Below are 12,979 nucleotides of genomic sequence, written 5' to 3'. Positions count from 1 at the left end.
TAGTAGTAGAACAAGTTTCACAACGTGGCCAGGGTTGGTCGAGGGGGCGGGATGGAGTTCACGCTCGGGGAGACGCAGCAGGCAGTGAGGGATCTGGCGGCTGAAGTTCTGGCCAAGGAGACCGAGCGAGCCGCCGCCTCAACTGGAATCGGTTTCGATGAGTCGGTGTGGAAGGCGCTGGGGGAGTCGGGCTTGCTCTCGCTGCCGGTCCCCGAGCGCCTGGGCGGGGCCGGACTCGGCCCGCTCGAGGTCGGTCTGGTGCTCGCCGAGGTGGGCAAGGCCGGGGTCGGCGTCCCGGCGCTGGCGACGCTGGCCTTCGGCGTCCTGCCGATCGCGCGGCACGCCGACGAGTCCCAGCAGGAGCGGTTGCTCGCCGAGCCCGGACGCGTGTTCAGCGCGGCGCTCAACGAGGCCTCCGCCCCGCTGCCGACGAAACCCCGCACGGTGTCGGAGAAATCACGCGTCACCGGGCGCAAGACCGGCGTGCTGCACGCCGACACCGCGCACCGCCTGCTGGTGTCCGCCAGCACCGAGCAGGGGCCCGCGATCCTGCTGGTCGACCCGCACGCCGACGGCGTGACGCTGCGCTCGGTGCGCTCCTCGGTCGGCGTGGAGTGGGTCGTGGACCTCGACGACGTCGAAGGCGAAGTCCTCGGCTCGCCGAGCGAAGCGGTCCTCGACGACGTGCACTCCTGCGCTCTCGCGGGGATGTGCGCGCTGGGAGACGGAGCAGTGGCCGCGGCGCTGGAGCTCACCGCCGAGCACCTGCGCACGCGGCACCAGTTCGGCAAGCCGCTGGCGGCCTTCCAGGCCGTCGCGCAGCAGATCGCCGACGTCTACGTCGTCAACCGGACCCTGCACCTGGCGGCGCTGTCGGCGTCCTGGCGTTTGGGCACCGGGCGCGACGCGGGTGAAGACCTCGACGTCGCCGCCTTCTGGCTCACCGACCAGGCACCTGCCGCGATGCACACCTGCCACCACCTGCACGGCGGGCTCGGCGTGGACATCACCTACCCCATGCACCGCTACTACTCGCAGGTCAAGGACCTGGCGCGGCTCGCGGGCGGCGCCGCGCACCGCGTCGACGTCCTCGCCCGACACGCCTGAGGAGAAGCCGTGTTCATCGAACTCACCGAGGAGCAGCGGGCGCTGCAGGCCGAGCTGCGCGAGTACTTCAGCAACCTCGTCACCCCCGAAGAGCGCGAAGCGCTCGCCCTGGACCGGCACGACGAGGCCCACCGCGCGGTGGTCCGCCGGATGGGCCGCGACGGCTGGATGGGCGTGGGCTGGCCCGAGGAGTACGGCGGGCGCGGTTTCGGCGACGTCGAGAACTACATCTTCGCCAACGAGGCGTCGAGGGCCGACGTGCAGCTGCCGTCGGTGACGCTGCAGACCGTCGGGCCGACGCTGCAGACCTACGGCACGGAAGAGCAGAAGGCCTTCTTCCTGCCCAAGATCCTCGCCGGGGACGTGCACTTCGCTATCGGCTACACCGAACCGGACGCGGGCACCGACCTCGCCTCGTTGCGCACCACCGCGGTGCGCGACGGCGACGACTACGTCGTCAACGGCCAGAAGATCTTCACCACCGGGGGGCACGACGCGGACTACATCTGGCTGGCCTGCCGCACGAATCCCGATGCGCCCAAGCACAAGGGCATCTCGATCCTGATCGTCGACACCCGCGATGAGGGCTACTCGTGGACGCCGATCATCACCGCCGACGGGTCACACCACGTCAACGCGACCTACTTCAACGACGTGCGGGTTCCGGCCTCGATGCTGGTGGGGGAGCAGGACCGCGGCTGGAAGCTGATCACGACCCAGCTCAACCACGAGCGCGTCATGCTCGGCCCGTCGGGCCGCACCGGTGGGTTGCGCGAGCGGGTGCGTGATTGGGCGGCCGAGCGCGATCTGCTCGAACTCCCCGACGTGAAGCGGGTTCTCGCGCGGGTGCGGGCCTTCGAGCGGGTCAACGAGCTGCTGAACTGGCAGGTCGCCGCGTCGGCGTCGCTCGGCCCGGTGGAGGTCGCCGACGCCTCGGCGACCAAGGTGTTCTCCTCCGAGACCGTGCAGACGCTGGGTCGCGAGCTGGAGGAGATCGTCGGCAGGCACGGCGATCCGTCCGAAGAGGACACCGCGGAACTGCTGCACTGGCTGGACGTTCAGGCCAAGCGGAACATCGTGCTGACCTTCGGCGGAGGGGTCAGCGAGGTCCAGCGCGAGCTGATCGCCACCGCCGGGCTGGGACTGCCGCGGGTGCCGCGCTGAGGAATGGAGCATCATGACCAGTACGACCACTGAGGCAGAGGAGATCCGCGCGGCGGCCAACCGGATCGCCGAGCGCGGTTCCAGCGCACCGAGGCCGGCCCGCGATCCGGTGAACCTGCCGATGATCAACAACTGGGTCGAGGCGATGGGCGACGCCAACCCGGTCTACACCTCGGCTGAGGTCGCCGAGAAGTCCGTCCACGGCGGGCTCGTCGCCCCGCCGGCGATGGCGCAGGTGTGGACCATGGGCGGGCTCAACCCCGAGCGCGATCCCGACGACCCGCTCTACTCGATGATGGGTGCGCTCGACGAAGCCGGGTACACCTCGGTGGTCGCGACCAACTGCGAGCAGACCTACCACCGCTACCTCCGGCACGGCGAGCAGCTCGCGGTCACCACCAAGCTCGACTCGGTGGTCGGGCCGAAGACCACCGGCCTCGGCGAGGGCTGGTTCGTCACCACCCGCAACACCTGGTACGTCGGCGATGAGCCGGTGGCCGAGATGATGTTCCGCGTCCTGAAGTTCAAGCCTGCGGAAGCGAAGACCGCTGAGCCCCAGTCGGAACCGGAGCCGCCGGCCGAGGTCATCCGGCCCGCGATCAACCAGGACACCGCCTACTTCTGGGAGGGCACGGCCGCAGGCGAGCTGCGCATCCAGCGCTGCGGCGGCTGCGGACTGCTGCGGCACCCGCCGGGGCCGATGTGCCCGGAGTGCGGTGCCACCCAGCGCACCCACCTGGTGTCCGAAGGGCTCGGCGAGGTCTACAGCTACGTCGTGCACCACCGTCCCGCGATCCCGGGCAAGAAGCTGCCGCTGGTGATCGCGCTGGTCGCGCTCGACGAGGGCGTCCGGATCCTCGGGGAACTGCACGACGTCGACCCGGAAGAGGTGACCATCGGGCAGCGCGTCCAGGTCGCCTACCAGCGCGTCGACGACGAACTCACGCTGCCGTACTGGAAACCGTCGGAGGACGCATGAGCGACGATTTCGGCTCGCGCGCTCATGCGTCCGACCGGGTGCGGGTGTCCCGCAGAACAGGGGAGGACGCATGACACTGGCGCGCACACGTTCGGCGGGTGAGGTCGCGATCGGCGACGCCCTGCCGGAGGAACGCATCAACGCCACTCCGACCTTCATCGTGAGCACGGCCATCGCGACCCGCGACTTCCAGGACGTGCACCACGACCGGGACCTGGCGCAGGCCAAGGGTTCCGACGACATCTTCCTCAACATCCTGACCTCGACCGGTCTGGTGCAGCGCTACGTCACCGACTGGGCGGGTCCGGAAGCGCTGGTGCGCGGGGTGTCGATCAAGCTCGGCGTGCCCTGCTACGCCTACGACACGCTGACCATGCACGGCCAGGTCCTGGAGCAGGGCGAGGGAGTGTTCGTCGTCGAGGTGCTGGGCCGCAACCAGCTCGGCACCCACGTGACCGGCCGGGTTCGGCTGGAGCTGCCGGAGGTGGCCCGATGATCTCAGGGAAGACCGCGATCGCGGGGATCGGTGCGACCGAGTTCTCCAAGGACTCCGGGCGCAGCGAACTGCAGCTGGCCGCCGAGTGCGTGCGCGGCGCGATCACCGACGCGGGGCTCGAACCGTCCGATGTGGATGGTCTGGTCACCTTCACGATGGACACCAACACCGAGGTCGCGGTGGCCCGCGAGGTCGGCATCCCGAACCTGAGCTACTTCAGCCGCATCCACTACGGGGGCGGCGCGGCCTGCGCCACGGTGCAGCAGGCGGCGATGGCGGTGGCGACCGGGATGGCCGAGGTCGTGGTCTGCTACCGCGCCTTCAACGAGCGCTCCGGGCAGCGGTTCGGTCAGTTCAACGCCGGGTTGTCGGGTCAGGCCACCTCCACCGGCGTGGACAACAGCTGGTCCTACCCGATGGGCCTGGGCACTCCGGGTGCGCAGGTGGCCATGTTCGCCCGCCGCTACATGCACGCCTACGGCGCGACGAGCGAGGATTTCGGGCGCATCGCGGTCGCCGACCGCAAGCACGCCGCGGCGAATCCGAACGCGTGGTTCTACGAGCGTCCGATCACCCTGGAGGACCACCAGAACTCCCGGTGGATCACCGAGCCGCTGCGGCTGCTGGACTGCTGCCAGGAGAGCGACGGCGGGGTGGCGCTGGTGATCACCAGCCTGGATCGCGCCCGCGACCTGCCGAACCCGCCCGCGGTGGTGGCCGGAGCCGCCCAGGGCAGCGGGCCGGACCAGTTCACCATGACCAGCTACTACCGGGACGACATCACCGGCCTGCCTGAGATGGGCCTGGTGGCGCGCCAGCTGTGGGAGCAGTCCGGGATCGGCCCGCAGGACGTGCAGGTCGGCATCCTCTACGACCACTTCACGCCGTTCGTGCTGGTCCAGCTCGAAGAGCTCGGATTCTGCGGCCGGGGTGAGGCCAAGGACTTCATCGCCGACGGAGCCATCGAGCACGGTGGTCGGCTCCCGCTCAACACCCACGGCGGCCAGCTGGGCGAGGCCTACATCCACGGGATGAACGGCATCGCCGAAGGGGTGCGGCAGATCCGCGGGACGGCGGTCAACCAGGTCGATGCTGTCGGCAACGTCCTGGTGACGGCGGGCACCGGGGTCCCCACCAGCGGACTGGTGCTCGCAGCAAACTGAAACATGTTATAGATTTTGGCGCTGTTGGCGCTATGATGTAGCCGGAACAGCACGTGAAAGGGGTTCCGCATCGTTCGGAACCTGTTCCAGTCACCAGGGGTGCCGGGGAGGACGAATGCTCAGTGCCGAGACCCGCGAAGGGCTCGCCGAGCGGTTGTGGCGGGCCGAGCGCGAACGGGAGCCGATCCCGCCGCTGATCGAATCGCACCCGGACATCGACGTGGTCGACGCCTACGAGATCCAGCTGATCAACATCCGCCGCCGGGACGTCCCGACCGCCGGGCACAAGGTCGGGCTGTCCTCGCCGGCGATGCAGCAGATGATGGGCGTCGACGAACCGGATTACGGGCACCTGCTCAGCGACATGCAGCTGTCCGAGGACGTTCCGCTCGACGCCCGTGCCTACTGCTACCCGCGCGTGGAGGTCGAGGTCGGCTTCCTGCTGTCCGAGGACATCCCGCCGGACTGCGACGAGCAGGGCGTGCTCGACCGCACCGAAGCGCTGATCCCCTCGATCGAGCTGATCGACAGCCGCATCCGCGACTGGCGGATCGGCATCGCCGACACCATCGCCGACAACGCCTCCTCGGCCGGCTACGTGCTGGGAGCGCAGCGAGTGGCACCGGGGGCGCTCGACCCGCGCGGCATCGACGCCGTGCTGCACCGCAACGGCGAGGTCGTCGCGGAGGGCCGCTCCGACGCGGTGCTGGGCAACCCCGCCACCGCCGTGGCCTGGCTGGCGAAGAAGGTCGCCGGGTTCGGGGTCCGGTTGCGGGCCGGGAACGTCGTGCTGCCCGGTTCCTGCACCCGCGCCATCGACGTGCGGCCAGGGGATGTCTTCCGGGCCGAGTTCACCGGTCTCGGCACGGTCGGCCTCACCGCGAAACCCTAGAGACCTCAACACACCTCAGGAGGGGCGCCATGACGGCCAAGGCGGCCATCGTCGGGTCGGGCAACATCGGTACCGACCTGCTCTACAAGCTCAGCCGGGCGAAGCACGTCGAGCCCGCCTGGATGATCGGCATCGACGCCGACAGCGACGGCCTCCGCCGCGCTGCGGACCTCGGCGTGGCCACCAGCGCCGGGGGCGTGGACTGGCTGCTGGAGAACGAGAGCCCGGACATCGTCTTCGAGGCGACCTCGGCCTACGTGCACCGGGCCAACGCCCCGCGCTACGCCGAGCGCGGCATCCGGGCGATCGACCTCACCCCGGCCGCCGTCGGACCCTACGTCGTCCCGCCCGTCAACATCGACGAGCACCTCGGCGCCCCGAACATCAACCTCATCACCTGCGGCGGTCAGGCCACCATCCCGATGGTGCACGCGGTGTCCCGGGTCGTTCCGGTGGCCTACGCCGAGATCGTCGCCTCGGTCGCCTCCGTGTCGGCGGGACCCGGAACGCGGTCGAACATCGACGAGTTCACCCGCACCACCTCCAAGGGGATCGAGGTCATCGGGGGAGCCGAGCGCGGCAAGGCGATCATCGTGCTCAACCCGGCCGACCCGCCGATGATCATGCGCGACACCATCTTCTGCGCCATCCCGGCCGACGCCGACACCGACGCCATCGGCGAGTCGATCACCCGCATGGCCGCCGACATCGCCGAGTACGTCCCCGGCTACCGGCTGCTGTCCGAGCCGCAGTTCGACCCGCCGTCGGCGCTCACCGGCGGGCAGGCGCGCGTCGCGGTGTTCGTCGAAGTCGAAGGCGCGGGCGACTTCCTGCCGAACTACTCCGGCAATCTCGACATCATGACCGCCGCCGCGGTGCGGGTCGGCGAAGAGCTCGCCGGCACCGGGGCGTTGCAGAAGGAGGCCGCGCGGTGACCGGACTGCCCAAGACCCATCTGCCCAAGACTTACAGCGACGAGCTGGACCTGCGCATCACCGACACCTCGCTGCGCGACGGCTCGCACCACAAGCGGCACCAGTTCACCGCCGACGAGGTGCGCGACATCGTCACCGCGCTCGACGGGTCCGGGGTGCCGGTGATCGAGGTGACCCACGGCGACGGCCTGGGCGGATCCTCGTTCAACTACGGGTTCTCGCGCACTCCCGAGCAGGAGCTCATCACGCTGGCCGCGGAGACCGCGCGCAACGCCAAGATCGCCGTGCTGATGCTGCCCGGGGTGGGCGTCACCGACGACATCCTCATCTCGCGCGACAACGGTGCCTCGGTGTGCCGGATCGCCACCCACTGCACCGAGGCCGACGTGTCGGTGCAGCACTTCGGGCTCGCGCGCGAGCAGGGCATGGAAACCGTCGGGTTCCTCATGATGGCCCACTCCCAGCCACCGGAGGTGCTGGCCAAGCAGGCCCGGATCATGGTCGACGCCGGATGCCAGTGCGTCTACGTCGTCGACTCCGCCGGTGGGTTGGTGCTGGAGCAGGTCGCCGAGCGCGTCTCGGCTCTGGACGCCGAGATCGGCGGCGACGCGCAGATCGGCTTCCACGGGCACGAGAACCTCGGTGTCGCGGTGGCGAACTCGGTCGCCGCGGCCCGTGCCGGTGCCGTCCAGATCGACGGCAGCACGCGGCGATTCGGTGCCGGCGCGGGCAACACGCCGGTCGAAGCGTTCGTCGGCGTGTGCGACAAGCTCGGATTCCGGACCGGCGTGGACTTCTTCGCCATCGCCGACGCCGCCGAGGACGTGGTGCGCCCGGCGATGCCGGAGGAATGCCTGCTGGACCGCTCCGCGCTGATGATGGGTTACGCCGGGGTGTACTCCAGCTTCCTCAAGCACGCCGCCAACCAGGCTGAGCGCTACGGCGTCAGCCAGGCGCAGCTCCTGGTTCGCGCCGGTGAGCGCAAGCTCGTCGGCGGCCAGGAGGACCAGCTGATCGACATCGCGCTGGAACTGCAGCGCGAACAGGCCAAGTGACCACACCGGAACTTTCGAACGGAGCACTGCATGAGTGACCGGGACAGCACAGAAGTTCTCGAAGCGGTGCGCAAGCTGCTTCCTTCGCTGCGGGATCGCGCCCAGCAGGCCGAGGACGGCCGCAAGATCCCGGCGGAATCCATCGGCGAGCTGCAGGACGCGGGATTCTTCAAGCTGCTGCAGCCCCAGCGCTACGGCGGCTACGAGGCCGACCCGGTGGAGTTCTACACCGCGGTGAAGCTCATCGCCAGCGCGTGCGGCTCGACCGGCTGGGTCGCCTCCATCCTCGGCGTCCACCCGTGGCACCTGGCCCTGTTCCCGCAGCAGGCCCAGGAGGACGTCTGGGGCAAGGACCAGAACACGCGGATCTCGTCCTCCTACGCGCCGATGGGCAAGGCGAAGGTCGTCGAGGGCGGCTACCGGCTGACGGGTAAGTGGAGCTTCTCCTCCGGCTGCGATCACGCGAGCTGGGTGTTCGTCGGCGGCCCCGCGCTGGACGGCGAGGGCAACATGGTCGACTTCTGCACCTACCTCCTGCCGCTCGACGACTACACGATCAACGACGTGTGGGACACCGTCGGGCTGCGCGGCACCGGCAGCAACGACATCGTCGTCGAGGACGTGTTCATCCCCGAGCACCGGGCGCTGAGCTTCATGTCCATGTCGAAGACCCAGTGCCCCGGCCACGAGGTCAACACGGCGCCGCTGTACCGGCTTCCGTGGGGCACCGTGCACCCCTCGACGATCACCGCGCCGATCATCGGCATGGCGCAGGGTGCCTACGACGCGCACGTCGAGCACCAGGCCAAGCGGGTTCGCGCCGCCTACGCCGGTGAGCAGGCCAAGGACGACCCGTTCGCCAAGGTCCGCATCGCCGAGGCCGCCAGCGAGATCGACGCCGCGTGGCTGCAGCTGTCGACCAACATCGCCGACGAGCTGGCTCTGCTGCAGGCGGGCGAGGAAGTGCCGATGTCGTTGCGGCTCAAGGCACGTCGTGACCAGGTGCGCGGTACCGCGCGGGCGATCTCCGCGGTCGACCGGCTCTTCGAGAACTCCGGTGGGCGGGCGCTGCAGGCGGGCACCCCGATCCAGCGGTTCTGGCGGGACGCGCACGCCGGCCGGGTGCACGCGGCCAATGACGCCGAGCGCGCCTACACGATGTTCGGCAGCGGAGAATTCGGTCTACCGGTGAAGGATTCGATGGTCTGATGGTGGAGATCAAGAGCCAGGACGCGACACTGCCCTCCGGGCTGACGCTGCACTACCACGAAGCCGGCGTCGGCAACGACAACACCGTGGTCATGCTGCACGGCGGCGGGCCAGGGGCGTCGGCGTGGAGCAACTTCAGCCGCAACATCGAGGCGTTCGCCGATGACTTCCACGTCATCGCCGTGGACCAGCCCGGATTCGGCAAGTCCTCGAAACCGACCGAGCACGGCCAGTACTTCACCCACAGCGCGGGCGCTCTGCACGAGCTGTTCGACGTCCTGGGCGTCGACAAGGCGCACCTGCTCGGCAACTCGCTCGGTGGCGGGACGGCGGTGCGCTTCGCGCTGAACTTCCCCGAGCGCGCGGGTCGGCTGGTGCTGATGGGGCCGGGCGGCTTGAGCCTCAACGTGTTCGCGCCGGACCCGACCGAAGGGGTCCAGAAGCTGGGCCAGTTCGGAGCGCCGCCCGGCCCGACCAAGGAGAAGCTCGAAGCCTTCCTGCGGACGATGGTCTACGACCAGTCGCTGATCACCGAGGAGCTGCTCGAGGAGCGCTTCGCGGCGGCCAGCGCGCCGGAGTCGATGGCCGCCATGAAGGCGATGGGCAAGTCCTTCTCCCAGCCCGAGAGCTTCGAAGAGGGCCTGCTGTGGCGGGAGGCCTACAAGCTGCGGCAGCGGGTGCTGCTGATCTGGGGCCGCGAGGACCGGGTCAACCCGCTGGACGGGGCGCTGGTGGCGCTGAAGCTGATCCCGCGCGCGCAGCTGCACGTCTTCGGTCGTTGCGGGCACTGGGCGCAGCTGGAGAAGTTCGAGGAGTTCAACAGCATCACCAAGGACTTCCTGGACGGCTAGTGCCGATCTGCCGGCGGCGGAACCGCTGTCGCCGGGCCCGCCGCGACACGACCACAGCACGCTCCACAAGGCGAAGGAGAGGTAGTCCCATGGGTATTCGCTCGCTCGGGTACCTGCGCATCGAGGCCACCGACATCGAGGCGTGGCGGGTGTACGGCTTGAAGGTCCTCGGCATGGTCGAGGGCAGCGGGAACGATCCGGACGCGCTGTACCTGCGCATGGACGACTTCCCGGCCCGGCTGGTCATCGTGCCCGGTTCGCAGGACCGGCTGCTGCAGGCCGGATGGGAAGCCGAGCACGCGGCGGGCCTGCAGGAGATCCGGGACTCGTTGAGCGCCAACGGGGTTCCGTTCAAGGAGGGCACGGCCGAGGAGCTCGCGGACCGGCGGGTGATGGAGCTGATCCGCTTCAGCGACCCGTCGGGCAACGAGCTGGAGGTCTTCCACGGTGCCGCGCTGCAGCACCGGCGGGTGGTGAGCCCGTACGGGCACACGTTCGTCACCGAGGAGCAAGGGCTCGGGCACGTGGTGCTGTCCACCCACGACGACGAGGCGGCGCTGCGGTTCTACCGCGACGTGCTCGGGTTCAAGCTGCGCGACTCGATGCGCATGGCGCCCGAGCTGGTCGGCAGGCCCTCCGACGGGGAACCGGCGTGGCTGCGGTTCTTCGGCTGCAACCCGCGGCACCACAGCCTGGCGTTCCTGCCGATGCCCACGCCCAGCGGCATCGTGCACCTGATGGTCGAGGTAGCCGACGTCGACGACGTCGGGCTGACCCTGGACCGCGCCTACCGGCGCAAGGTGCCGATGTCGGCGACCCTGGGGAGGCACGTCAACGACCTGATGCTGTCGTTCTACATGAAGACCCCTGGTGGCTTCGACGTCGAATTCGGCTGCGAGGGAAGGCAGGTCGACGACGACGACTGGATCGCGCGCGAGAGCACGGCGGTCAGCCTGTGGGGCCACGACTTCAGCCTCGGCAACAGGCCTCAGTGATGGGAGGGGCGATGGAAGCGGTGGTCTCGGAGATCGACGGTGCGACGTTCCGGCGCACGCTCGGGCACTTCTGCACCGGTGTGACGGTGGTGACCGGCAGCTGCGACGGTCAGCCGGTGGGTTTTCGCGTGCCAGTCGTTCTCGGCGCTGTCCCTCGACCCGGCCCTGGTGCTGTTCTGCCCGGGGAAGAACTCCCGGGCGTGGCCGCTGATCGAGCGTTCCGGGCACTTCTGCGTCAACGTGCTGGCGGCCGGTCAGCGCGACGTCTCGTCGGTCTTCGGGCGCAAGGGCGAGGACAAGTTCGCCGGCCTGAGCTGGAGCCCGGCTCCGTCGGGATCTCCGCTCCTGGACGGCACGCTCACCTGGCTCGACTGCGCGGTCGAATCGGTGCTCGACGGCGGTGATCACCACATCGTCATCGGCCGGGTGCAGACGCTCGGCGAGACGACGGAGGAAGACCCGCTGCTGTTCTACAAGGGCGCCTACACGGGCATCACCCGTCCGACGACCCCCGCCCAGTACTGGCCGGAGGACTTCCTGACGGGCACGCCGGACGACTGGCTCTGACGTCCGCCTCACCACCTGGTGGGGTGCGAGTGCGAAACGTCGCGCGAACTCCGGGTCTGGAACTCCGGGCTCGAAGTTCGCGCGACGTTCGTTCGCGGGCCAGGGGGTCGGGAATGGGAAACGCGCGCCGCCCCGGAGTGCTGGGGCGGCGCGCGTCGTCTTGGGAGCGGCGGATCAGAGCCGTTCGATGATGGTGCCCGTGGACAGCGCGCCACCGGCGCACATGGTGACCAGGGCCGTGCTGGCCGTCGCGGCGTTCGAGTTCGTGCAGCGCCGAGGTGAGCAGGCGGGCGCCGGTGCTGCCGACCGGGTGGCCGAGGGCGATGGCGCCGCCGTTGACGTTGACCCGGTCCAGGTCGGGGCCGTGGACGTCGGCCCAGGACAGCACGACCGAGGGCGAAGGCCTCGTTGACCTCGAAGACGTCGATGTCGCCGATCTTCATCCCGCTGCGCGCGAGCACCCGCTCGGTGGCCTGCACCGGCCCGTCCAAGTGGTAGTAGGGCTCGGCGCCCACCAGGCACTGGGAGACGATCCGGGCGCGCGGGACGCAGTCCCAGGGCCTGGGCGCGGTCGGAGTCCATCAGCAGGAGGGCCGCCGCGCCGTCGGAGATCTGCGAGGAGCTGCCCGCGGTGTGCAGCCCGTCGGGAGGACCGGCCTTGAGCCCGCCGAGGGTCTCCACGCTCGTCTCGCGCAGTCCCTGGTCGCGGGTGACCTCGCCGTCGGCGGTGCTGACCGGGACGATCTCGCGGTCGAAGCGGCCTTCGTCCCACGCCAGCTGCGCGCGTTCCTGCGAACGCACCCCGAAGCGGTCGAGGTCCTCGCGGGTGATGCCCCGGCGGCCCGCGATGCGGTCCGCGGCCAGGAACTGGTTGGGCATGTCGATGTCCCAGGAATCGGGCTTGGGCCGGCCCACGTCGGTGCCGATGTTGCTGCCCAGCGGCACCCGGGTCATGGCCTCGACGCCGCAGGAGATGCCGACCTCGATGGCGTCGGTCGCGATGAGACCGGCGATGAGGTGGGTGGCCTGTTGCGCCGATCCGCACTGGGCGTCGATCGAAGTGCTGCCCGTCTCCTCGGGGAGCCCGGAGTGCAGCCACGCGGTGCGGGCGACGTTGCCGGACTGCTCGCCGGCCTGGGTGACGCAGCCGCCGATGACCTGTTCCACCACTGCGGGGTCGATGCCCGCGCGTTCCACCAGGCCGCGCTGCGCCGCGCCGAGGATCTCCGAGGCGTGCAGCCCGGACAGCCAGCCCTTGCGCTTGCCGATCGGCGTCCGCACCGCCTCCACGATCACCGGAGTGCCCACCTGAATCTCCTCTCACCGCAATCGCTACCGCCACGAATCTAGAACATGTTATCCCCATGCGCCATGACCGGAGGGGAGGCGGAACGATCTTTGCCTTGGCTTGCACGATTCATCTGTAGTTAAAGGGGTTTACCGAACGCGCTCCATGTGGTTCGCTTCACATAGAACTCGTTTCAGTTCGTGCAGCGCAGGAGGTAAGCCGTGGTAGCACCGAGCCTTCCGGAAGGCTTCGACTTCACCGACCCCGACCTCTACTCC

The 12,979-nt window shown here is 69.5% G+C and carries 11 protein-coding genes and 2 pseudogenes; 12 read left to right on the top strand and 1 reads right to left on the bottom strand.

All coding sequences use genetic code 11. The features are described 5' to 3' along the window. Nucleotides 1-51: 51 nt before the first annotated feature. From FHU35_RS18825 to hsaB, 12 genes and pseudogenes are all read left to right on the top strand, one after another. Complete coding sequence (locus FHU35_RS18825; RefSeq protein ID WP_145741566.1) at nucleotides 52-1,107, top strand: acyl-CoA dehydrogenase family protein; 1,056 nt, start codon at nucleotides 52-54, stop codon at nucleotides 1,105-1,107. A gap of 9 nt (nucleotides 1,108-1,116) precedes the next feature. Next, nucleotides 1,117-2,271: an acyl-CoA dehydrogenase family protein gene (locus tag FHU35_RS18820; RefSeq protein ID WP_145741564.1), complete on the top strand. Its 1,155-nt coding sequence runs from the start codon at nucleotides 1,117-1,119 to the stop codon at nucleotides 2,269-2,271. Nucleotides 2,272-2,284: 13 nt separating this feature from the next. Further along, the gene (locus FHU35_RS18815) at nucleotides 2,285-3,250 is read left to right on the top strand and encodes a bifunctional MaoC family dehydratase N-terminal/OB-fold nucleic acid binding domain-containing protein (RefSeq protein WP_145738059.1); all 966 of its coding nucleotides are present in this window, start codon (nucleotides 2,285-2,287) and stop codon (nucleotides 3,248-3,250) included. A 70-nt stretch (nucleotides 3,251-3,320) separates the two neighbouring features. Further along, a complete protein-coding gene (locus tag FHU35_RS18810) occupies nucleotides 3,321-3,746 on the top strand; it encodes a MaoC family dehydratase (RefSeq protein ID WP_145738060.1) in 426 nt (141 codons plus the stop codon). Then, nucleotides 3,743-4,909: a lipid-transfer protein gene (locus FHU35_RS18805; protein WP_145738061.1), complete on the top strand. Its 1,167-nt coding sequence runs from the start codon at nucleotides 3,743-3,745 to the stop codon at nucleotides 4,907-4,909. Before FHU35_RS18810 ends, FHU35_RS18805 begins: the two co-directional genes overlap by 4 nt. Nucleotides 4,910-5,024: 115 nt before the next feature. Beyond that, nucleotides 5,025-5,801 carry a 2-keto-4-pentenoate hydratase gene (locus tag FHU35_RS18800; RefSeq protein WP_145738062.1) on the top strand — a complete coding sequence of 259 codons (777 nt, stop codon included), beginning with the start codon at nucleotides 5,025-5,027 and terminating at the stop codon, nucleotides 5,799-5,801. 29 nt (nucleotides 5,802-5,830) lie between these two features. Continuing rightward, on the top strand, nucleotides 5,831-6,736 hold the full coding sequence (locus FHU35_RS18795) for an acetaldehyde dehydrogenase (acetylating) (protein WP_145738063.1): 906 nt from the start codon (nucleotides 5,831-5,833) through the stop codon (nucleotides 6,734-6,736). Further along, entirely contained in the window at nucleotides 6,733-7,791 is a 1,059-nt protein-coding gene (gene dmpG, locus FHU35_RS18790; protein ID WP_246110186.1) for a 4-hydroxy-2-oxovalerate aldolase, read from the top strand. The genes FHU35_RS18795 and dmpG overlap by 4 nt, the downstream gene beginning before the upstream one ends. A 30-nt stretch (nucleotides 7,792-7,821) precedes the next feature. Continuing rightward, the gene (hsaA, locus tag FHU35_RS18785; protein WP_145738064.1) at nucleotides 7,822-9,000 is read left to right on the top strand and encodes a 3-hydroxy-9,10-secoandrosta-1,3,5(10)-triene-9,17-dione monooxygenase oxygenase subunit; all 1,179 of its coding nucleotides are present in this window, start codon (nucleotides 7,822-7,824) and stop codon (nucleotides 8,998-9,000) included. After that, entirely contained in the window at nucleotides 9,000-9,851 is an 852-nt protein-coding gene (gene hsaD, locus FHU35_RS18780) for a 4,5:9,10-diseco-3-hydroxy-5,9,17-trioxoandrosta-1(10),2-diene-4-oate hydrolase (protein ID WP_145738065.1), read from the top strand. The genes hsaA and hsaD overlap by 1 nt, the downstream gene beginning before the upstream one ends. 89 nt (nucleotides 9,852-9,940) lie before the next feature. Continuing rightward, nucleotides 9,941-10,846 carry an iron-dependent extradiol dioxygenase HsaC gene (gene hsaC, locus FHU35_RS18775; protein WP_145738066.1) on the top strand — a complete coding sequence of 302 codons (906 nt, stop codon included), beginning with the start codon at nucleotides 9,941-9,943 and terminating at the stop codon, nucleotides 10,844-10,846. A gap of 11 nt (nucleotides 10,847-10,857) precedes the next feature. Then, nucleotides 10,858-11,413, top strand: a pseudogene (gene hsaB, locus FHU35_RS18770) (3-hydroxy-9,10-secoandrosta-1,3,5(10)-triene-9,17-dione monooxygenase reductase subunit). Between the two features lie 174 nt (nucleotides 11,414-11,587). On the opposite strand, the pseudogene FHU35_RS18765 reads toward hsaB, so the two are convergent. Next, nucleotides 11,588-12,721: pseudogene (locus FHU35_RS18765) on the bottom strand (steroid 3-ketoacyl-CoA thiolase). Nucleotides 12,722-12,979 lie beyond the last annotated feature (258 nt).

Origin of the sequence: Saccharopolyspora dendranthemae (genome assembly GCF_007829955.1) — a bacterium.
GTDB classification, from domain to species: domain Bacteria; phylum Actinomycetota; class Actinomycetes; order Mycobacteriales; family Pseudonocardiaceae; genus Saccharopolyspora; species Saccharopolyspora dendranthemae.
The sequence above is the reverse complement of the archived record's forward strand: the minus strand, read 5'-3'. Positions and strand labels throughout refer to the sequence as shown.